This is a genomic window from Exiguobacterium sp. ZWU0009 (assembly GCF_000798935.2).
GTDB classification, from domain to species: domain Bacteria; phylum Bacillota; class Bacilli; order Exiguobacteriales; family Exiguobacteriaceae; genus Exiguobacterium_A; species Exiguobacterium_A acetylicum.
Genome location: NZ_CP018057.1, coordinates 132,918 through 152,500 on the forward strand (window position 1 = coordinate 132,918; position 19,583 = coordinate 152,500).

Annotated in this window: 35 protein-coding genes; 34 read left to right on the top strand and 1 reads right to left on the bottom strand. The window is 47.8% G+C overall.

The features are described 5' to 3' along the window. Positions 1–10: 10 nt before the first annotated feature. The 31 genes from rpsS to rpsI all read left to right on the top strand — a co-directional run bounded on the left by rpsS (position 11) and on the right by rpsI (position 16,350). Complete coding sequence (rpsS, locus tag L985_RS00745; protein WP_012369013.1) at positions 11–289, top strand: 30S ribosomal protein S19; 279 nt, start codon at positions 11–13, stop codon at positions 287–289. A gap of 20 nt (positions 290–309) precedes the next feature. Further along, complete coding sequence (rplV, locus tag L985_RS00750; RefSeq protein ID WP_012369014.1) at positions 310–642, top strand: 50S ribosomal protein L22; 333 nt, start codon at positions 310–312, stop codon at positions 640–642. 12 nt (positions 643–654) lie between these two features. Continuing rightward, a complete protein-coding gene (gene rpsC, locus L985_RS00755) occupies positions 655–1,311 on the top strand; it encodes a 30S ribosomal protein S3 (RefSeq protein WP_023466633.1) in 657 nt (218 codons plus the stop codon). Positions 1,312–1,344: 33 nt separating this feature from the next. Beyond that, positions 1,345–1,782: a 50S ribosomal protein L16 gene (gene rplP / locus L985_RS00760; RefSeq protein ID WP_012369016.1), complete on the top strand. Its 438-nt coding sequence runs from the start codon at positions 1,345–1,347 to the stop codon at positions 1,780–1,782. After that, positions 1,769–1,972, top strand: coding sequence for a 50S ribosomal protein L29 (gene rpmC, locus L985_RS00765; RefSeq protein ID WP_012369017.1), 204 nt, complete (start codon positions 1,769–1,771; stop codon positions 1,970–1,972). Before rplP ends, rpmC begins: the two co-directional genes overlap by 14 nt. A 31-nt stretch (positions 1,973–2,003) precedes the next feature. Beyond that, entirely contained in the window at positions 2,004–2,267 is a 264-nt protein-coding gene (gene rpsQ / locus L985_RS00770) for a 30S ribosomal protein S17 (RefSeq protein WP_023466634.1), read from the top strand. A 48-nt stretch (positions 2,268–2,315) separates the two neighbouring features. Further along, positions 2,316–2,684 carry a 50S ribosomal protein L14 gene (gene rplN, locus L985_RS00775; RefSeq protein ID WP_012369019.1) on the top strand — a complete coding sequence of 123 codons (369 nt, stop codon included), beginning with the start codon at positions 2,316–2,318 and terminating at the stop codon, positions 2,682–2,684. Between the two features lie 34 nt (positions 2,685–2,718). Beyond that, positions 2,719–3,030, top strand: a complete 312-nt coding sequence (gene rplX / locus L985_RS00780; protein ID WP_012369020.1) for a 50S ribosomal protein L24 — start codon at positions 2,719–2,721, stop codon at positions 3,028–3,030. 31 nt (positions 3,031–3,061) lie between these two features. Further along, entirely contained in the window at positions 3,062–3,601 is a 540-nt protein-coding gene (rplE, locus tag L985_RS00785; protein WP_023466635.1) for a 50S ribosomal protein L5, read from the top strand. Positions 3,602–3,615: 14 nt separating this feature from the next. Further along, positions 3,616–3,885 (top strand): 30S ribosomal protein S14, encoded by a 270-nt coding sequence (rpsN, locus tag L985_RS00790; protein ID WP_023466636.1) that lies wholly within the window; start codon positions 3,616–3,618, stop codon positions 3,883–3,885. A 31-nt stretch (positions 3,886–3,916) separates the two neighbouring features. Next, complete coding sequence (gene rpsH / locus L985_RS00795) at positions 3,917–4,315, top strand: 30S ribosomal protein S8 (protein WP_012369023.1); 399 nt, start codon at positions 3,917–3,919, stop codon at positions 4,313–4,315. 31 nt (positions 4,316–4,346) lie between these two features. Beyond that, complete coding sequence (gene rplF / locus L985_RS00800; RefSeq protein WP_029343091.1) at positions 4,347–4,883, top strand: 50S ribosomal protein L6; 537 nt, start codon at positions 4,347–4,349, stop codon at positions 4,881–4,883. A gap of 37 nt (positions 4,884–4,920) precedes the next feature. Beyond that, positions 4,921–5,271, top strand: a complete 351-nt coding sequence (gene rplR, locus L985_RS00805; protein WP_029343092.1) for a 50S ribosomal protein L18 — start codon at positions 4,921–4,923, stop codon at positions 5,269–5,271. 22 nt (positions 5,272–5,293) lie between these two features. Beyond that, complete coding sequence (gene rpsE / locus L985_RS00810; RefSeq protein WP_023466639.1) at positions 5,294–5,794, top strand: 30S ribosomal protein S5; 501 nt, start codon at positions 5,294–5,296, stop codon at positions 5,792–5,794. Between the two features lie 18 nt (positions 5,795–5,812). After that, entirely contained in the window at positions 5,813–5,998 is a 186-nt protein-coding gene (gene rpmD, locus L985_RS00815) for a 50S ribosomal protein L30 (RefSeq protein ID WP_023466640.1), read from the top strand. 35 nt (positions 5,999–6,033) lie between these two features. Then, complete coding sequence (rplO, locus tag L985_RS00820; protein WP_047390602.1) at positions 6,034–6,474, top strand: 50S ribosomal protein L15; 441 nt, start codon at positions 6,034–6,036, stop codon at positions 6,472–6,474. Further along, on the top strand, positions 6,474–7,763 hold the full coding sequence (secY, locus tag L985_RS00825) for a preprotein translocase subunit SecY (protein WP_047390605.1): 1,290 nt from the start codon (positions 6,474–6,476) through the stop codon (positions 7,761–7,763). The genes rplO and secY overlap by 1 nt, the downstream gene beginning before the upstream one ends. 71 nt (positions 7,764–7,834) lie before the next feature. Further along, complete coding sequence (locus tag L985_RS00830; RefSeq protein ID WP_023466643.1) at positions 7,835–8,482, top strand: adenylate kinase; 648 nt, start codon at positions 7,835–7,837, stop codon at positions 8,480–8,482. Beyond that, positions 8,482–9,234, top strand: a complete 753-nt coding sequence (gene map, locus L985_RS00835; RefSeq protein WP_023466644.1) for a type I methionyl aminopeptidase — start codon at positions 8,482–8,484, stop codon at positions 9,232–9,234. The genes L985_RS00830 and map overlap by 1 nt, the downstream gene beginning before the upstream one ends. A 149-nt stretch (positions 9,235–9,383) precedes the next feature. Further along, the gene (infA, locus tag L985_RS00840; protein ID WP_012369032.1) at positions 9,384–9,602 is read left to right on the top strand and encodes a translation initiation factor IF-1; all 219 of its coding nucleotides are present in this window, start codon (positions 9,384–9,386) and stop codon (positions 9,600–9,602) included. 33 nt (positions 9,603–9,635) lie between these two features. After that, the gene (rpmJ, locus tag L985_RS00845; RefSeq protein ID WP_003156543.1) at positions 9,636–9,749 is read left to right on the top strand and encodes a 50S ribosomal protein L36; all 114 of its coding nucleotides are present in this window, start codon (positions 9,636–9,638) and stop codon (positions 9,747–9,749) included. A 20-nt stretch (positions 9,750–9,769) separates the two neighbouring features. Beyond that, positions 9,770–10,135: a 30S ribosomal protein S13 gene (gene rpsM, locus L985_RS00850; protein WP_023466646.1), complete on the top strand. Its 366-nt coding sequence runs from the start codon at positions 9,770–9,772 to the stop codon at positions 10,133–10,135. Positions 10,136–10,151: 16 nt separating this feature from the next. Continuing rightward, positions 10,152–10,547: a 30S ribosomal protein S11 gene (gene rpsK, locus L985_RS00855; protein WP_023466647.1), complete on the top strand. Its 396-nt coding sequence runs from the start codon at positions 10,152–10,154 to the stop codon at positions 10,545–10,547. Between the two features lie 137 nt (positions 10,548–10,684). Further along, positions 10,685–11,629, top strand: a complete 945-nt coding sequence (locus L985_RS00860) for a DNA-directed RNA polymerase subunit alpha (RefSeq protein ID WP_023466648.1) — start codon at positions 10,685–10,687, stop codon at positions 11,627–11,629. 33 nt (positions 11,630–11,662) lie between these two features. After that, complete coding sequence (rplQ, locus tag L985_RS00865) at positions 11,663–12,034, top strand: 50S ribosomal protein L17 (RefSeq protein WP_023466649.1); 372 nt, start codon at positions 11,663–11,665, stop codon at positions 12,032–12,034. Between the two features lie 98 nt (positions 12,035–12,132). After that, entirely contained in the window at positions 12,133–12,963 is an 831-nt protein-coding gene (locus L985_RS00870; protein ID WP_029343095.1) for an energy-coupling factor ABC transporter ATP-binding protein, read from the top strand. After that, positions 12,951–13,805, top strand: a complete 855-nt coding sequence (locus L985_RS00875) for an energy-coupling factor transporter ATPase (protein WP_047390609.1) — start codon at positions 12,951–12,953, stop codon at positions 13,803–13,805. The genes L985_RS00870 and L985_RS00875 overlap by 13 nt, the downstream gene beginning before the upstream one ends. Next, on the top strand, positions 13,802–14,593 hold the full coding sequence (locus L985_RS00880; protein ID WP_047390613.1) for an energy-coupling factor transporter transmembrane component T family protein: 792 nt from the start codon (positions 13,802–13,804) through the stop codon (positions 14,591–14,593). The genes L985_RS00875 and L985_RS00880 overlap by 4 nt, the downstream gene beginning before the upstream one ends. Then, complete coding sequence (truA, locus tag L985_RS00885; RefSeq protein WP_035399345.1) at positions 14,593–15,327, top strand: tRNA pseudouridine(38-40) synthase TruA; 735 nt, start codon at positions 14,593–14,595, stop codon at positions 15,325–15,327. Before L985_RS00880 ends, truA begins: the two co-directional genes overlap by 1 nt. A 168-nt stretch (positions 15,328–15,495) precedes the next feature. Then, positions 15,496–15,933, top strand: coding sequence for a 50S ribosomal protein L13 (rplM, locus tag L985_RS00890; protein WP_023466654.1), 438 nt, complete (start codon positions 15,496–15,498; stop codon positions 15,931–15,933). Positions 15,934–15,957: 24 nt separating this feature from the next. Further along, positions 15,958–16,350 (top strand): 30S ribosomal protein S9, encoded by a 393-nt coding sequence (gene rpsI, locus L985_RS00895; protein ID WP_023466655.1) that lies wholly within the window; start codon positions 15,958–15,960, stop codon positions 16,348–16,350. Positions 16,351–16,443: 93 nt separating this feature from the next. Here the strand turns inward: rpsI and L985_RS00900 are convergent, their stop codons facing one another. Then, the gene (locus L985_RS00900; protein WP_047390616.1) at positions 16,444–16,731 is read right to left on the bottom strand and encodes a hypothetical protein; all 288 of its coding nucleotides are present in this window, start codon (positions 16,729–16,731) and stop codon (positions 16,444–16,446) included. 96 nt (positions 16,732–16,827) lie between these two features. Here L985_RS00900 and L985_RS00905 point away from each other — a divergent pair, with 96 nt between their 5' ends. The 3 genes from L985_RS00905 (at position 16,828) to L985_RS00915 (ending at position 19,259) form a co-directional block, all read left to right on the top strand. Beyond that, positions 16,828–17,478: a M15 family metallopeptidase gene (locus tag L985_RS00905; RefSeq protein WP_047390619.1), complete on the top strand. Its 651-nt coding sequence runs from the start codon at positions 16,828–16,830 to the stop codon at positions 17,476–17,478. 144 nt (positions 17,479–17,622) lie between these two features. Next, entirely contained in the window at positions 17,623–18,654 is a 1,032-nt protein-coding gene (locus L985_RS00910; protein ID WP_047390622.1) for an Mrp/NBP35 family ATP-binding protein, read from the top strand. 2 nt (positions 18,655–18,656) lie between these two features. Further along, a complete protein-coding gene (locus tag L985_RS00915; RefSeq protein ID WP_023466658.1) occupies positions 18,657–19,259 on the top strand; it encodes a KinB-signaling pathway activation protein in 603 nt (200 codons plus the stop codon). Positions 19,260–19,583: the final 324 nt, after the last annotated feature.

Here is a 19,583-nt window from a genome sequence, read left to right on the forward strand (position 1 = left end):
AGGTACAACTATGGGTCGCAGCTTGAAAAAAGGTCCATTCGCAGATCACCATCTGCTCGCTAAGGTTGATAAAGCCAACGAAGCTGGTGACAAACATGTCATCAAAACTTGGTCACGCCGCTCGACAATCTTCCCAGAGTTCATCGGTCACACGATCGCTGTCTACGATGGTCGTAAACACGTACCGGTTTACGTGACAGAAGATATGGTCGGTCACAAACTTGGTGAATTCGCTCCAACACGTTCTTACAAAGGACATGCTGGAAACGATAAGAAAACGAAACGTTAATCTGAGGGGAGGTACTCATTATGCAATCAAAAGCATCGGCTAATATGGTTCGCATTGCTCCTCGTAAGGCACGTCTCGTAGTAGACTTAATCCGCGGGAAGCAAATCGGCGAAGCACTTTCGATTCTTGCTTACACGAACAAGGCAGCAACGCCAATCGTTGAGAAAGTATTGAAATCGGCAATCGCGAACGCTGAGCACAACTTCGACATGAACATCGAAAACCTCGTAGTCACTGAGGCTTACGTAAACGAAGGTCCAACGCTCAAACGTTTCCGCCCACGTGCAATGGGTCGCGCAAGCCGCATCAACAAACGTACGAGCCACGTTCACATCGTGGTATCTGAAAAATAAGGAGGGATTACCGTGGGTCAGAAGATTAACCCAACTGGTCTTCGCGTAGGTATCATCAAAGACTGGGAATCACGTTGGTTCGCAGATAAAGACTATGCTGATCTCCTTCATGAAGACTACGTAGTTCGTGAATATATCGAAAAACGTCTTAAAGACGCTAGTGTCTCTAAAGTAGAAATCGAGCGCGCAGCTAACCGCTTGAACATCTCACTTCACACTGCTAAGCCTGGTATGGTTATCGGTAAAGGCGGTTCTGAAATCGAAACACTTCGTAAAGACATCACTAACCTTGCAAAAGGCAAACGCGTTCACGTTAACGTCGTTGAAGTGAAAAACCCGGATGCAGTTGCTAAGCTCGTCGCTGAGAACATCGCTCGCCAACTTGAAGGTCGCGTATCGTTCCGTCGTGCTATGAAGCAATCAATCCAACGCTCAATGCGTTCTGGTATCAAAGGAATCAAGACTGAAGTTTCTGGTCGTCTTGGTGGCGCTGATATCGCTCGTTCTGAGAAGTATTCGGAAGGAACAGTTCCACTTCATACACTCCGTGCAGACATCGATTACGGTACTGCAGAAGCTGATACAACTTACGGCAAAATTGGCGTAAAAGTATGGCTCCACCACGGTGAAGTGCTTCCTACGAAAAAAGCAGCAGCAAACGAAGAATAATCCACATCCGTCTAGGGAAGGAGGCAACACAACATGTTGTTACCAAAACGTGTAAAATATCGTCGTGTTCACCGCGGCAACATGCGTGGTAAAGCGAAACGTGGTACTACAGTACACTTCGGCGAGTTCGGTATCCAAGCTCAAGAAGCTAGCTGGATCACTAGCCGTCAAATCGAATCAGCGCGTATCGCGATGACTCGTTATATGAAACGTGGTGGTAAAGTGTGGATCAAGATCTTCCCACACAAGCCATACACTAAAAAACCTCTTGAAGTCCGAATGGGTTCAGGTAAAGGTGCTCCGGAGGGCTGGGTAGCAGTCGTCAAACCGGGTAAAGTAATGTTCGAAATCGCAGGAGTATCGGAAGAGATCGCACGCGAAGCTCTCCGTCTTGCATCACACAAACTTCCAGTAAAATGTAAGTTCGTAAAACGTGAAGAAAATGGTGGTGATACGAATGAAAGCAACTGATCTCCGTCAGCAAACAACTGAAGAGCTTAACGGTAAAGTCGGTTCGTGGAAAGAAGAGTTGTTCAACCTTCGTTTCCAACTCGCGACTGGTCAGCTTGAGAACCCTGCTCGTATCCGTGAAGTGCGCAAGTCGATTGCACGCGCGAAAACCGTTCTTCGTGAACGCGAACTCGGCATCAACAACGCATAATTCACTCGGATTCTGAGAGGAGGAACACTCAATGGAACGCACTAACAACCGCAAAGTGTTAACTGGACGCGTCGTTTCTGACAAAATGGACAAAACGATCGTAGTTACAGTTGAAACAAAAGTAAAGCACAAGCTTTACGGCAAACGCGTAAACTACTCTAAAAAGTACAAAGCGCATGATGAAAACAACACAGCTAAAATCGGTGATGTTGTACGCATTCAAGAAACACGTCCATTATCTAAGGACAAACGTTTCCGTCTCGTAGAAGTCATTGAAGAAGCAGTAATCATCTAAACTCTAATTAGTTCGGGTGAATAAACATCCGGAGGGAGGTACAATCGTATGATTCAACAAGAATCTCGCTTAAAAGTAGCAGACAACTCAGGAGCTCGTGAAGTCTTGACGATCAAAGTCCTCGGTGGTTCTGGTCGTAAAACTGCTAACATTGGTGACGTTATTGTTTGTACAGTAAAACAAGCAACACCAGGTGGCGTTGTCAAAAAAGGTGAAGTTGTACGCGCAGTAGTCGTTCGTACTAAACGTGGCGTTCGTCGTAAAGACGGTTCGTACATCCGTTTTGACGAAAACGCAGCAGTCATCATCAAAGATGACAAAAGCCCACGTGGCACACGTATCTTCGGACCAGTCGCACGCGAACTTCGTGAAAAAGACTTCATGAAGATCGTCTCGTTGGCACCGGAAGTACTTTAATTCCAAAGAATTCCTACAAGGAGGTGCTCTAACGATGCATGTCAAAAAAGGTGATAAAGTTCAGGTGATGACTGGTAAAGACAAAGGCAAACAAGGCGTTGTCCTTACAGCTATGCCTAAAAAAGATCGCGTAATCGTCGAAGGCGTTAACATGATCAAAAAACACTCAAAACCTTCTCAACTCAACCCGCAAGGCGGAATTGTCGAGAAAGAAGCACCGATTCACGTATCGAACGTTATGCTCATCGACCCTAAGACAGGTAACCCAACACGCGTTGGTTTCACTGTGGTTGACGGCAAGAAAGTACGTATCGCTAAAAAATCGGGCGAAGCTTTAGATAAATAAGAAGATTTAAAGAAAGGAGGTCCACTTTCTGATGAACCGTTTAAAAGCTAAATACCAAGACGAAATCGTCAAAGTAATGATGGAGAAATTCAATTACAGTTCTGTAATGCAAGCGCCGAAAGTCGATAAAATCGTAATCAACATGGGTGTTGGTGACGCTGTTACGAACTCTAAGGCACTTGACATGGCAGTTGAAGAGCTTCAGCTCCTCACTGGTCAGAAGCCACTCATCACGAAAGCTAAGAAATCAATCGCTGGTTTCAAACTTCGTGAAGGTATGCCAATCGGTGCGAAGGTTACACTTCGTGGCGAGCGCATGTACGAATTCCTCGACAAGTTGATCAACGTGTCACTTCCACGTGTACGTGACTTCCGTGGCGTATCGAAAAAATCTTTCGATGGCCGTGGTAACTACACGCTAGGCGTGAAGGAACAATTGATCTTCCCAGAGATCGACTACGATCGCGTATCGAAAGTCCGTGGTATGGACATCGTTATCGTAACTACTGCTAACACGGATGAAGAGTCACGTGAGCTTCTCACAGCACTCGGCATGCCATTCCAAAAATAAGGGAGGTCGACAACATGGCTAAGAAATCAATGATCGCACGTGAAGTAAAACGTCAAGCACTCGTTGAGCGCTACGCTGAAAAACGCGCAGAATTGAAAGCACAAGGCGACTACATCGGCTTGAGCAAACTCCCACGTAACTCTTCAGCGGTTCGTTTACACAACCGTTGTAGTATCACTGGCCGTCCACACGGTTACATTGGTAAATTCGGTATCAGCCGTATTAAGTTCCGTGATCTTGCTCATAAAGGTCAAATCCCTGGTGTTAAAAAAGCAAGCTGGTAATTCATTAAAGTTGTGAAAGGAGGTACATCGCATGGTTATGACAGATCCGATTGCAGATATGCTTACACGCATTCGTAATGCAAACATGGTTCGCCATGAGAAGTTGGAAATGCCAGCTTCTACAATCAAACGTGAAGTCGCTGAAATCCTCAAACGTGAAGGTTTCATCCGCGATGTTGAATATCTCGAGGACAGCAAACAAGGTACGCTCCGCGTATTCCTTAAATACGGCGCAAGCAACGAGCGCGTCATCACTGGACTCAAACGTATCTCGAAACCAGGTCTTCGCGTTTACGCGAAAGCTGATGAAATCCCGAAAGTACTCGGTGGTCTCGGAATCGCTATCGTTTCAACATCTAAAGGTGTAATGACTGACAAAGAAGCTCGCCAACAAAAAGTCGGCGGCGAAGTGATCGCATACATCTGGTAATACACGCATAAAAAGAACGGAGGTGTCTTAAATGTCACGTATTGGTAAAAAGCCAGTCGTCATCCCAGCAGGCGTTACAGTAACAGTTGAAAACAACACGGTTACGGTAAAAGGTCCTAAAGGGGAACTCACACGCGAGTTCAGCCCAGCTATGGCGATCAACGTAGAAGGTAATGAATTGACTGTCACTCGTCCGAACGACGAGAAAGCAAGCCGTACGATCCACGGAACGACTCGTGCGCTTATCGCGAACATGGTCGAAGGTGTAAACAACGGTTTCGCTAAGACACTCGATATCCAAGGTGTTGGTTACCGTGCACAAAAGCAAGGTAACAAAATCGTACTCAACCTCGGTTACTCACACCCAATCGAGTACACTCCGGAACAAGGCATCGAAGTCGAAGTTCCTACGAATACGCAACTCATCGTTCGCGGAATCAGCAAAGAACGTGTTGGTCACGTCGCTGCATTGATCCGTTCGTACCGTCAGCCTGAGCCGTACAAAGGTAAAGGTATTCGTTACAGTGATGAAGTCGTTCGTCGTAAAGAAGGTAAAACAGGTAAGTAATTCGCAAATGCGAATTGACCGGAAAGGAGTGGCATAAATGATCTCAAAGGCAGATAAAAACGCTACGCGTAAAAAACGTCATGGTCGTGTCCGTCGTACAATCATCGGGACTGCAACACGTCCACGTATGAACGTATTCCGTTCGAACAAGAACATTTACGTACAAGTCATTGACGATGCAACACATGCAACACTCGCATCTGCATCATCACTCGACCTTGAAAAAGGCAACACGACTGACGCTGCAACAGCAGTTGGTAAGCTTGCAGCTGAGCGCGCTCTTGAAAAGGGTATTGAAACAGTCGTTTTCGACCGTGGAGGATATCTCTATCATGGACGTATCAAAGCTGTAGCTGAAGCAGCTCGTGAAGCTGGTCTCAAATTCTAATAGAAAAGGAGGGAACCTCTACATGCGCCAGTTAGAAATTAACATGGATCAACTCGAAGAACGCGTTGTTACCGTAAACCGCGTCGCGAAAGTAGTAAAAGGTGGCCGTCGCTTCCGTTTTGCTGCACTCGTCGTCGTTGGTGACAAGAATGGTCACGTAGGTTTCGGTACGGGTAAAGCTCAGGAAGTGCCTGAAGCGATCCGTAAAGCAATCGAAGATGCTAAGAAAAACATGGTTAACGTTCCAATCGTTAACACAACAATTCCACACGAAGTCAACGGTGTATTCGGTGCAGGTCACGTCTTCTTGAAGCCTGCTTCTGAAGGTACTGGAGTCATCGCTGGTGGTCCAGTTCGTGCGGTTCTCGAATTAGCGGGAATCAACGACATTCTTTCAAAATCACTTGGATCAAGCACTCCAATCAACATGGTTCGTGCGACTGTCGAAGGTCTCACATCACTCAAACGTGCTGAAGAAGTTGCGAAACTCCGCGGTAAAACCGTCGAAGAACTTCGCGGTTAAGAAAGGGAGGGAAAACAGATGGCGAAACTCGCAGTTACCCTCACACGCAGCATGATCGGTCGTCCGGAGAACCAACGCGTTACTACTCGTACGCTTGGTCTCCGTAAGATGCACCAGACTGTTGTCGTACCTGACAACGCTGCTATGCGTGGGATGATTAACCACGTGTCACACTTAGTGACAGTAAAAGAAATTCAAGAGTAATAGTTCGATATAATTTTATGAGGAGGTGCCCCACTATGAAACTCCATGAATTGAAACCAGCTGCTGGTTCACGTTCAGAACGCAACCGTGTAGGTCGCGGTATGTCTTCTGGTAACGGTAAGACTTCTGGCCGTGGTCACAAAGGTCAAAAAGCTCGTTCAGGCGGTGGTGTTCGTCCAGGTTTCGAAGGTGGACAAAACCCACTTTACCGTCGTTTACCAAAACGCGGCTTCAACAACCCAACTCGTAAAGAGTTCGCGGTCATTAACCTTGACACACTCAACCGTTTTGAAGAAGGAACTGAAATCACTCCAGAACTTCTTGTCGAGACTCGTACAGTCAAAGGCATGAAAGACGGCGTTAAGATCCTTTCTAACGGTAAGATCGAAAAGAAACTAACAGTTAAAGCTCATAAGTTCTCCGAAGCTGCGAAGCAAGCGATCGAAGCTGCCGGCGGTACGGTTGAGGTGATCTAATGTTTCAAGCGATCTCCAATATGTGGCGCGTAGCTGACATTCGTCGGCGCATTCTCTTTACCTTGGCATTGGTCATCGTGTTCCGGATCGGAGCACATATCCCGGTGCCGATGGTAAACACGGAAGTGTTCAAGATCGACCAGAATGGTATTCTTGGTTTCTTGAACTCGTTCGGTGGGAATGCTTTGCAGAATTTCTCACTCTTTGCGATGGGAATCATGCCGTATATCACGGCCTCGATCGTTGTCCAACTCTTACAGATGGACGTTGTTCCAAAGTTTGCCGAATGGGCAAAACAAGGAGAGGCGGGCCGTAAGAAGTTAGCAACGGTAACGCGCTATGGAACGATCGTACTCGGCTTAGTCCAAGCGTTTGGAATCGCGCTTGGATTTAACCGTATCTACCCAGGTCTTGTCGACGAACAGTTCGGCACCTGGACATACGTTATGATTGCACTCGTATTGACAGCGGGAACAGCATTCTTGATGTTCATCGGTGAACTCATCACGGAGAAGGGCATTGGTAACGGGATATCAATGATCATCTTCGCTGGGATCGTCGCGGGCTTCCCGAATGCATTCCGCCAGATTTACGAAACGAAGCTCCAAAATGCAGGGGATGCTTTGTTTGTAAACGTGCTTTATATCGTACTCTTGCTTTTAATCATCATCGCGGTCATCGTCGGAGTCATCTACGTCCAGCAAGCTGCACGTAAGATTCCGATTCAGTACGCTAAGCGTACGGTGAACCGGACACCAGTTGGCAGTCAATCGGCACACTTGCCGATCAAATTGAACGCTGCCGGTGTTATTCCAGTCATCTTCGCGGTGTCGTTCATGGTGACGCCACCAACGATTGCGAGTTTCTTTGCAAGTCCGGAAACGGCAACGAAGATCCGTGACATCTTCGACTACACGAGTCCAATCGGTATGTCGATCTATGTGGCACTGATCATCGCGTTCTCGTACTTCTACACATTTGTTCAGGTGAACCCGGAACAAATGGCAGAGAACCTTCAAAAACAAGGCGGATACATTCCTGGTATTCGTCCTGGTAAGCAAACGGAGCAGTACATCACGAAGATTCTATACCGTCTGACATTCTTCGGTTCACTCTTCCTCGCTGTCATCGCGGTGACGCCGACATTCTTTATTAAGTTTGCTGGCTTACCGAACTCGGTGCAGATTGGTGGAACGAGCTTGTTGATCGTCATCGGTGTAGGACTAGAGACGATGAAACAGATTGAAAGCCAATTGGTTAAACGACACTACAAAGGCTTTATCCGATAAGGCGGGAGGAAGGGGACCATCCCTTTCCTTTCTGTTGTGTCTATAGAGCTATAGAAGTGGAGGCTACCGACATGAATCTAGTATTGATGGGTTTGCCGGGTGCTGGTAAAGGAACGCAGGCTGCGAAAATCATCGAAGACTATGCGATCCCCCATATCTCGACAGGCGACATGTTCCGCGCGGCGATCAAAGATTCAACGCCACTCGGACAAGAAGCGAAATCATACATGGATAAAGGGGAACTCGTTCCGGACGAAGTCACAATCGGCATCGTACGTGAGCGTCTCGCCAAAGAAGACTGTGCAAATGGTTTTCTCCTTGACGGTTTCCCACGCACAGTGAAACAAGCAGATGCTCTTGAAGCATTACTTGAAGATCTGGGCAAACAAATTGATCACGTCATCCACATCGGTGTAGACCCGGAGAAACTTGTCCCTCGTTTGACAGGTCGCCGGATTTGCCCAACTTGCGGAGCAACGTATCATGTTCTCTATAACCCACCAAAAGTGGAGGGGATCTGTGATATCGACGGATCAGCACTTGTACAACGTGAAGATGACCAAGAGGAGACAGTACGTCGTCGCTTGGAAGTCAACGTCGCTCAAGCGCAACCTTTGATTGACTTTTACGCAGAAAAAGGGTATCTTCGTAATTTGGACGGTGATCGTCCAATCAACGATGTATATTCCGATGTTCAGGCACTCCTTGGTGATCAGTAATGATCATCACGAAAGCGCCGCGTGAAATCGACATCATGCGTAAAGCAGGACAAATCGTCGCCCGGACGCATAAGGAGCTTCAAGCTCACATTCGCCCAGGTATCACGACGGGGCAACTCGACGCGATCGCTGAACGCTATATTCGAAGTCAAGGGGCAACACCATCGTTTAAAGGGTATAATGGTTTCACGGGTAGCATCTGTGCTTCCGTGAACGAAGAGCTTGTCCATGGTATTCCGGGAGATCGTGTACTTCAGGACGGTGACATCATCTCGATTGACATCGGAGCAGAGTACAATGGGTATCACGGAGATTCAGCCTGGACATATCCGGTAGGTACAATCTCTGAAGAGACGAAGCGGTTACTTGACGTAACTGAAGAATCTCTGTATAAAGGATTGGAGCGCGCCAAAGCTGGCGTGCACCTGACAGATATTTCGCATGCGATTCAGTCACATGTTGAAGCAGCGAATTTTTCTGTAGTCCGCGAATATGTGGGCCACGGCGTGGGACAAAATTTGCATGAAGATCCGCAAATTCCACATTATGGACCACCGGGGAAAGGGCCGCGCCTGAAAACCGGCATGACACTGGCAATTGAGCCAATGGTCAACGTCGGGAAACGCTATGTTCGCACACTATCCGACAATTGGACGGTAGTGACGGTGGACGGTAGCATGTGCGCCCACTTTGAGCACACCATCGCCATCACAGACGACGGCTACGAGATCTTAACGGTCGATGCAGAGTGAGCTGTGCGCGTTATTGGTGTCACCTTTCTATAAGCCAGTATCCACTCGTGTTTGTGACCGATGATCTCTCAATGGCTCTTGTAGAAAGCCCCTAGCGCTACAAATCGTCTGGGCTCCCAATCAACTTTATAGAGAAAGGGGTATAATTGATGGCGAAACAAGATGTAATCGAAGTGGAAGGTACGGTTATCGAGCCGCTTCCAAACGCGATGTTTAAGGTGGAGTTAGAAAACGGCCACACGGTCCTCGCGCACGTCTCAGGAAAAATTCGGATGCACTTCATTCGGATCTTGCCAGGAGATAAAGTAACGGTTGAGTTGTCACCATACGACTTGACTCGCGGACGGATCACATACCGTTTCAAATAAAAACTCCGATTTTTTCAGGAGGAGGTATTCACAATGAAAGTAAGACCTTCGGTTAAACCGATCTGTGAAAAATGTAAAGTTATCCGCCGTAAAGGCAAAGTAATGGTTATTTGCGAAAACCCTAAGCATAAACAAAAACAAGGGTAATTAAACAAGGAGGTGCACACATGGCACGTATTGCTGGTGTAGATATTCCACGTGAGAAACGCATCGTCATCTCACTCACTTACATCTATGGTGTTGGTAAAACGACTGCTCAAAAAGTCTTGAAAGAAACTGGTATCTCTGAAGATACTCGTACTCGCGACTTGACTGAGGAACAATTGAACCAACTTCGTGATGGTTTAGACAAAATCAAAGTTGAGGGTGACCTTCGTCGTGAAATCTCACTCAACATCAAACGTTTGATCGAAATCGGTTGCTACCGTGGTGTTCGTCACCGTCGTGGTCTTCCAGTTCGTGGTCAAAACACTAAAAACAACTCGCGTACTCGTAAAGGCCCACGCCGTACAGTAGCGAACAAGAAGAAGTAAGGGAGGGTAAACTAAGATGGCAAAACGCAAACAGAACGTTCGTAGTAAACGTAAAGTCAAAAAGAATATTGAATCTGGTATCGTGCATATCCGTTCAACATTCAACAACACGATCGTTACGATCACTGATATGCAAGGGAATGCAATCTCTTGGGCAACTGCAGGTAACATGGGCTTCAAAGGCTCACGTAAATCGACTCCTTTCGCTGCACAAATGGCATCTGAAACAGCTGCTAAAACAGCAATGGATAACGGTATGCGTACTGTAGAAGTTAACGTTAAAGGTCCTGGTGCAGGTCGTGAAGCAGCTATCCGTGCTCTTCAAGCAATCGGTCTCGAAGTCACTGCAATCCGTGACGTTACTCCAGTACCACACAACGGTTGCCGCCCTCCAAAACGTCGTCGCGTGTAACCCGTCTTGTACTGCAGAGCGGGGATTCGAGTAGACTTTTGTTGATCGTTTGACCAAGCAAGGCAGTAGAAACGTACACAAGGCGGTTGGCGATTGAACGCGATGGCCAACATGACGATATTCAAGGAGGGGTTCAGATGATCGAAATCGAAAAACCGAAGATTGAAACGATCGAGTTAAGCGAGAACGCTACGTTTGGTAAATTCGTAGTTGAGCCGCTTGAGCGTGGATTCGGTACAACGCTTGGTAACTCATTGCGTCGTATCCTATTGTCTTCACTTCCGGGTGCTGCAGTCACTGCAGTCCAAATCGATGGCGTTCTTCATGAGTTCTCGACGATTGATGGCGTTGTAGAAGACGTTACCCAAATCATCTTGAACCTTAAGAAACTCGCCCTCAAAGTGTACTCGGAAGAAGAGAAAACGCTTGAGATCGATATTCAAGGCGCTGGTGTTGTCACTGCTGCGAACATTACGCATGACAGCGACGTCGAAATCCTCAACCCAGAACTTCACATCGCAACGCTTGCAGAAGGTGCATCACTTCATATGCGTCTAACAGCACGCCGTGGTCGTGGATATGTTCAGGCTGAAGATAACAAACGGGACGATATGCCAATCGGTGTAATCCCAATCGACTCGATTTACACGCCAATTCAACGTGTAAATTATCAAGTTGAAAAAACACGTGTCGGTCAAGATGCGAGCTTCGATAAGTTGACGCTTGATGTTTGGACGGACGGTTCAATCCGCCCTGAAGAAGCAGTGTCACTCGGTGCGAAAATCATGACAGAACACTTAAACATCTTTGTTGGTCTTACGGACGAAGCGCTCCATGCTGAAATCATGGTCGAAAAGGAAGAAGATCAAAAAGAAAAAGTACTCGAAATGACGATCGAAGAACTCGATCTCTCAGTTCGTTCGTACAACTGTTTGAAACGCGCTGGTATCAACACGGTTCAAGAACTCGCGAACAAGAGCGAAGACGAGATGATGAAAGTCCGTAACCTCGGACGTAAATCACTCGAGGAAGTTCAAGCGAAACTCGACGAACTCGGACTAGGCTTGCGCAAAGAAGACTAATACTATTAATTGCACGAAGGAGGGAATCCATCCATGGCATACTCGAAATTAGGCCGTACAAGCTCACAACGTAAGGCACTTTTGCGTGACCTTGCGACTGATCTCATCATCAATGAGCGTATCCAAACTACAGAACAAAAAGCGAAGGAACTTCGTCCAGTCGTAGAGAAACTCATCACTTTAGGTAAACGCGGTGATCTCCACGCTCGTCGTCAAGTTGCATCGTTCGTTCGCCGTGAAGCTGCTGGTCAAAACGCAGAGGGCAAAGCACAAGACGCGATCCAAAAATTATTCGCTGATGTGGCTCCACGTTTTGCTGAGCGTCAAGGTGGTTACACACGCATCATGAAAATGGGACCACGTCGTGGTGACGGCGCAGAAATGGTCATCATCGAACTCGTTTAATCCTCATTAAATGATTCGCCATAAAAGGGCAGTGCGTATCCCGCTTCTGCCCTTTTGCTACAAAATGAAAGTATTGATTTGATGAAGGAGGAGAGATCATGGACAAGCTGATTGAACTGGAACAGGTCACCTATCGGTATCCGGAACAGGAGCAAGCAGCCCTACACGAGGTCTCTCTGACGATTCGTTCAGGTGAATGGGTCGCCATCGTTGGTCACAACGGCTCTGGAAAATCAACGCTGACGAAATTGTTTAATGGATTGTTGTTACCGGAGACAGGGACCGTTACGGTTGCTGAGCGCTTTTCAAGTGCGAATCCGGAGCAACTGTGGGAGATGCGCCGAGCAATCGGCATCGTCTTCCAAAATCCAGATAATCAATTCGTTGGCACGACCGTGCGCGACGACGTGGCATTTGCTCTAGAAAACTGGGGTGTGCCACGCGAGGAAATGGTTCGTCGTATCGACGACAGTCTAGCGCGCGTTGGCCTTACGGATTTTGTTGATCGGGAACCCCATCAACTATCCGGCGGACAGAAGCAGCGTGTCGCAATCGCTTCGGCGCTTGCGATGCGCCCTGATGTTCTCGTGCTCGATGAAGCTACATCGATGCTTGATCCATTAGCACGACAAGAGGTCATGTCGACCGTTCAGGAACTCCATGCGACCCACCCAATGGCGGTCATCGCGATTACACACGAATTAGACGAAGTATTACGGGCTAGTCGTGTCATCGTCATGGATGCCGGGAAAATCGTATTAGAAGGATCCCCTCAGGAAGTCTTTCGTCATGCATCGTTCTTAGAAGACATCGGACTCGATGTTCCATTCGTTGTTCGGGTACAAGAACGTTTACGGGCGCAAGGTCTCTCACTCGAGGAGACGATACTAGATGAAAGAGAATTGGTGAACCGTTTATGCCAATCTTAATCCAGGAATTAAATTATACGTATCAACTCAATAGTCCGTTCGAACGAGTCGCGCTACGTGATGTGAATCTTGAGATTCCGTCAGGGGCGCTTGTTGCGTTTGTAGGGCATACCGGATCCGGGAAATCGACGCTCGTGCAGCACATCAATGGGTTGCTCAAGCCGACAGCGGGGAAGGTACAAGTCGATGACATCATCGTCGAACCGAAGAAAAAACAAGACCTCAAGCCATTAAGACGTCGCGTCGGGCTTGTTTTTCAATATCCGGAATATCAATTGTTCGAAGAGACGGTCTTAAAGGATGTCATGTTCGGTCCGATGAACTTCGGTCATGACGCCGCGAAGGCTGAGCAATTAGCGAAAGAGGCATTACGGACTGTCGGACTCGATGAAGTCTTTTGGAGTCGTTCGCCGTTTGACCTGTCTGGTGGGCAAATGAGGCGTGTTGCAATTGCCGGCGTACTCGCTAGTCAACCAGACGTGTTGATCGTCGATGAGCCGACGGCAGGACTCGATCCGCAAGGGCGCAAGCATATGCTGAGTCTGTTTGCCCGGCTCCATGCAGAGACCGGTATGACGTTGCTCCTGATCACGCACGACATGGATCAGGTGCTTGAGTATGCCGAGCGTGTGATCGTCATGGAAGACGCCCAGGTGGCGTTTGACGGGCTACCGCTTGATCTGTTTAAAGAAGAGATATTCCTCGAGCAATTCCACCTCGATCTTCCGCACGTCTTATCGCTTGCTTGGCAAGTCGCTGATCGGCGTGGATTGCAACGACCGGAGATCCGGACGGAGACCGAATTGATCGAGTGGTTGATGACGAAAGGGGTGAGCGAATGATCGTCGGACAACATATTCCCGGTCAGTCGTACTTGCACCGGTCGTCGGCACTCGCGAAGATCATCTTCGCCTTCTGCTTCATTCCGCTCGTCTTTCTCGCGAACAATGCAGCAACGAACATCTTTTTACTTGTCTTTACGTTCTTAGCACTCATGAGTAGTCGGTTACCACTTCGTTATGTTCTAAAGGGACTGCGACCGATTCTGTTCCTGATCGTCTTTACGTTCGTCATCCAGCTGTTCTTCACACGTGAAGGGGCTGTCCTCTTTGAGTTCGGCTGGCTTCGGATCTATGAAGAAGGACTGCGACTCGCGATCATCGTCTCATTACGTTTCTTCTATCTTGTCTCGATCACGACACTCGTCACGCTGACGACCTCACCGATCGAATTGACAGATGCGATTGAGTTGTTGTTAAAGCCGTTCAAGGTCGTCCGTGTTCCAACGCATGAGATCGCCTTAATGTTATCAATCTCACTTCGGTTCTTACCAACCTTAGCGGAGGAGACGGAGAAAATCATGAAGGCACAGCAAGCACGTGGTGTTGATTTATCGGCAGGACCGATCAAGGAACGTTTACGGGCGATCATTCCGTTATTGATTCCGTTGTTCATCTCCGCCTTTAAGCGGGCAGAGGATCTTGCGACAGCAATGGAAGCGCGGGGATACCGTGGAGGAGAGGGACGGACACGCCTACGGGAGTCCAAGTGGACGATGCGGGATACAGGTCTGATCATCCTACTCGTCCTCCTAACGATCAATTTAGTAGGATTGCGAGGGATCGGTTAATGCGTCGTTTAAAATGTACGATTCAGTATGACGGAACCGGCTACGCCGGGTATCAGGTGCAACCAAACGGATTGACGATTCAAGAAGTAATTGAAACGACGCTTGCGCGGATGCACAAACATCCCGTCAAGATCATCGGGTCGGGACGGACGGATGCGAGGGTGCATGCCTACGGGCAAGTCATTCATTTTGATACGGAACTAGCGATTCCACCGGAGAACGTCGTCAAGGCACTGAATACGCTCTTACCAGCGGATATTCGTGTCCGGAGCTGCGAGGAGGTCGAACCGACCTTTGAAGCGCGTTACGATGTCGTAGGGAAGGAATACCGCTATTTCGTCCGCCGCGAAGAAAATGCGTTTCGTCGGAATCTATCGGTTCATATTCCGTATCCGCTCGATCTCGAGCGCATCCGTCAAGGGATGGCACATCTCGTCGGCACGCACGATTTCAGTTCGTTCTGTGTCGCGAAGACGGAAACGGATAACCGGGTCCGGACGATTTACGAGGCAGAGTTGATGACAGTCGGTGACGAACTCGTCTTTCGGTTCCAGGGCAGTGGGTTTCTCTATAATCAAATCCGGATCATGGTCGGGACGTTACTTGACGTCGGACGCGGTCGTTTTGCACCAGAGGACATTAAAAAAATGTTACTGGCAAAGGACCGGAACGTCGCAGGCGTGACAGCGCCTCCCCATGGACTCTATCTATGGGAAGTTTTCTATCCGGAGTGAAAAAAGGCAATTGACATTGGCTATTAAAAAACATACAATGTTTATTGGCATTTCATTTATTATGAAACCACAATCTTAGCCCCGTACACCTAAGATTATGATAGATTCACCTAGTGAATAAATGAAAAATCAAAAACAGAACTTTTAATTCCTTAGGAGGTATTTTACATGCGCACAACTTTCATGGCGAAAGCTACTGATGTAGAACGCAAATGGCTCCTTATCGACGCTGAAGGTAAAACACTCGGTCGCCTTGCGAGCGAAGTTTCATCACTTCTCCGTGGTAAGCACAAGCCTACGTTCACACCACACGTTGACTGTGGGGATAACGTTATCCTCATCAACGTTGAGAAAATCGTTTTAACTGGTAACAAACTCGACAAAAAAGTCTACTACCGTCACTCTGGTCATCCAGGCGGCTTAAAGCAGACTGTTGCACGCGATATGCTTGCTAACAAACCTGAGCGCATGCTTGAACTCGCGATCAAAGGGATGCTTCCAAAAGGTAGCCTCGGTCGTCAAATGTTCAACAAACTCCACGTCTACGCTGGAGCTGCACACAAGCACGAAGCACAACAACCAGAAGTTTACGAACTTCGCGGTTAATACGAATTTAGGAGGAACTACACGATGGCAGATGTACGTTACTACGGCACTGGTCGCCGGAAACACGCGGCAGCGCGCGTTTTCCTCGTTGCTGGAGACGGTAAAGTCACAGTTAACGGTCGCGATATCAGCGAATACTTCGGTTATGAGACATTGATCATGACTGCAAAAGAACCACTCGTAATCACAGAAACAGAAGGCAAGTACGATGTAATCGTAACGGTCAAAGGCGGCGGCTTCACTGGTCAAGCAGGCGCTATCCGTCACGGTATCTCACGTGCTCTTCTTCAAGCGGATCCAGAATTCCGCGGCGCACTCAAAGCGAAAGGCTTCTTGACTCGTGATGCTCGTATGAAAGAGCGTAAAAAATACGGTCTTAAAGCAGCTCGTCGTGCACCACAATTCTCGAAACGTTAATTCTTTTCGAATCCCTCTCACCCTTGTGGTGGGAGGTTTTTTTATGCACTAAAAAACCGCTCTCCTGACGAAGTGTCAGAACAGCGATTCAAGTCAAGTCGACGGAGTGGAGCGTAATCGGTGCAATATCGTCAGAAGAACGTAGAGGATGACGATCGTCAGCGGGATGCTCCAAACAAAGAGAGATTGTATGAATTGGGTAGGTGTATGTGCCGTCGCTTGACCGACACGTCCTGTAAAAGCGGTTTCTTCACTTAAGACGGTTGCATTGTCCGGTAACTTCGTCTCGGTAGCGACAGTCGGTTGCAGCGTCAGATACAGGACGAAGCTAAGATGTAAGAGACAGGTGACGCCAAGTGTCCAAATGATGCGTTTTTTCATAGGATGCTCCTTTTGATATGAGTTAAAATCATTCTGCATTCCATAAGTATAGCGGATTTTGTTTTCGGGAACAGGAGACAAAGGGAGTGAGCATAGATGGCATTATCGATCAGCTGGTTACTCGAGCGAGCGAATCGGAAGTTGAATGCTTCGGGACTTTCGCGAGAAGTCGCCAAACGGACGCAAGAGGTCATTCGGGAGATGCATGCGCAAGGGATTTATGTCGGCGTCGCACAAGGGTACCGATCCATTGCAGAACAGAATCGGTTGTACGCACAGGGACGGACACTACCGGGACCAATTGTAACGAATGCACGTGGGGGACAATCCAATCATAATCGCGGAATTGCCGTCGACCTCTTTCAATATTCCAAAGACGGTACACAAGCGCTGTTTCGAAACGATCAAAGCTTTCAAAAGATTGTTGCTGCGATGAAACGACGTGGCTTTTCTTGGGGTGGGGACTGGACGAGCTTTAAGGATTATCCACACTTTGAATTACTAGGAGTGTCTGAAGAAACGCCGAATCACTCTCGTGCGATCGTTCCGTATCCAGGTCGTCCGTTGTATCAAGGTGCAGCCAATATGAATCCGCGGGATATCGAACGAATTCAGCGTGCAGTCAAAGCAACCGTGACTCGGCGCTTTGATGCAGAGACGGCTCAGAAGGTGCGCGCCTATCAAACACGTCAAGGACTTGATGTCGATGGTGTCGTGGGTCCTAGTACATGGAACCGAATGTTCTAAAACGAGCGAATGATCGAGTGAAATGATGAAAACCGACACTGGACATGGAAAAGTCATCCTTTCCGGTGTCGAAATGTGCAAGCGCTCTCTTATTTTTGTTATACTAATAAGGATTAAATCGAACGTTTTCAGGGGGAAGGCACTATGTTGAATGAACAAGAAATTCGCGAGGTAGTCGGAACGCTCGTCGATCCGACGATTGACCGCCCGCTTGCAGATACGAACGGCATTCGTGACGTCCGGATTAAAGGTGATTATGTCAGTCTGAAAATCGCTTTAGCTCAATCTGGTTCTGGGGAGCAACTCGTGCTCCAACAGCAAATCGTCAAGGAACTAAAAGAAAAAGGATTCAAGACGGTTGGACTCCGTTTTGAGGCACTTGGTGATCATGGGATTCAAGCAGCGATGACACCGTCGATCCTCAAACCAGAATCGGGTACGACGTTCATCGCGATCGCTTCCGGTAAAGGGGGCGTCGGGAAATCGACGGTTTCCGTTAACTTAGCAGTCGCCCTCGCACGAGCAGGGAAGAAAGTCGGGTTGATCGACGCCGATATCTACGGCTTTAGTGTTCCAGACATGATGGGAATCGAAACACGTCCGACTGTCGTTAACGACCGAATCGTTCCACCAGAACGCTTTGGCGTCAAAGTCATCTCGATGGGCTTCTTCGTTGAAGATAATGCACCCGTCATCTGGCGGGGACCAATGCTCGGGAAGATGCTGAACAACTTCTTCGCGGACGTCGAATGGGGCGATCTCGATTACTTGTTGCTTGATCTTCCGCCGGGAACAGGGGATGTTGCGCTCGATATTCATTCGATGCTCCCGAGCTGTCAGGAAGTCATCGTCACGACACCTCATGCGACAGCCGCTTTTGTTGCAGCACGAGCAGGAGCAATGGCGATCAAGACGAACCACCGTCTCCTCGGTATCGTCGAGAACATGGCATACTTTGAAAGCAAAGTGACAGGCGAAAAAGAATATGTCTTCGGCAGTGGTGGCGGAGAAAGGTTGTCAGAAGCGTTAAAAACCGATATTCTAGCTAAGATTCCACTTGGACAACCATATGCGAATGATGCGGACTTCGCCCCATCGATCTATCGCGATGATCATCCATTTGAGACGTACTATAATGAACTCGCCATGCGTGTCATCGAAAAAGTAGAGGGATAAGAATGAAGATTAAAGGATTTTTGAAGCTGTTTTGGATGACGCTCCTAATCGGAACGCTCGCCGGCTTCGTGTTTAACTTGGTAGCAGAACCTGGATATATCCGAAATCAATCGATTAGCGGATATGTGACGGCTCTCTCCTACAGTAGTACGTGGACTGCCATCAGTTTGATGGGATTCTTCTCGTACTTGATCTTACATCGTGTCGGACTCGATTTATTCCGCGGTGCAAAGCTTTGGAATCGTGTCCAGATCGTCTTGATCGCATTTGCACTATTTGATGGTGTCTATCTACGCGGATTAGCATACGGCTTTGATAAGACGAGCCTTTATATTGGTGAGATGGTCGTCTTGCTTTTAATCGCGTTCTTAGTCGCGCGGACGAAAGCACGGGAAACGAACTTTACAGCGTTCATTCCAACCTTGTTCCTCATGACAGTCATCACGTTGATCGAATGGGTACCTGCTTTGCAGGCAACACAAGATAAACGAATGTTATGGGCAGCACTTGCGACACTTTTAATCTGTAATGCCTATCAGATTTTAATGCTGCATCGCTTACAAGAAAAGCCAGCTTCTCAAGGACAATCGCAAAAACAGGCGTAACGAAAAAGACCCGCGAACGGGTAGTGTTTTACCGGTTCAAGCGGGTCTATCTTTTTTCTAAAGTTTTTTTAGAAAAACAGTTGACGAAAAAAACAAGAGTTGATATATTAATACATGTCGCTGAGGCACACGCCAAACGCGAACGTCACAGACGAAAAAAACTTCAAAAAAGTAATTGACATCACATATTACTTTACTGTAAGATTTAAAAGTCGTCAAATGACATATTGGACTTTGAAAACTGAACGATGAGGCAAAAATCGTATTCTACGGAATACAAAAACGAATGAAGCGCAAGCTTCGTCAATCGTGACTTCGGTCACA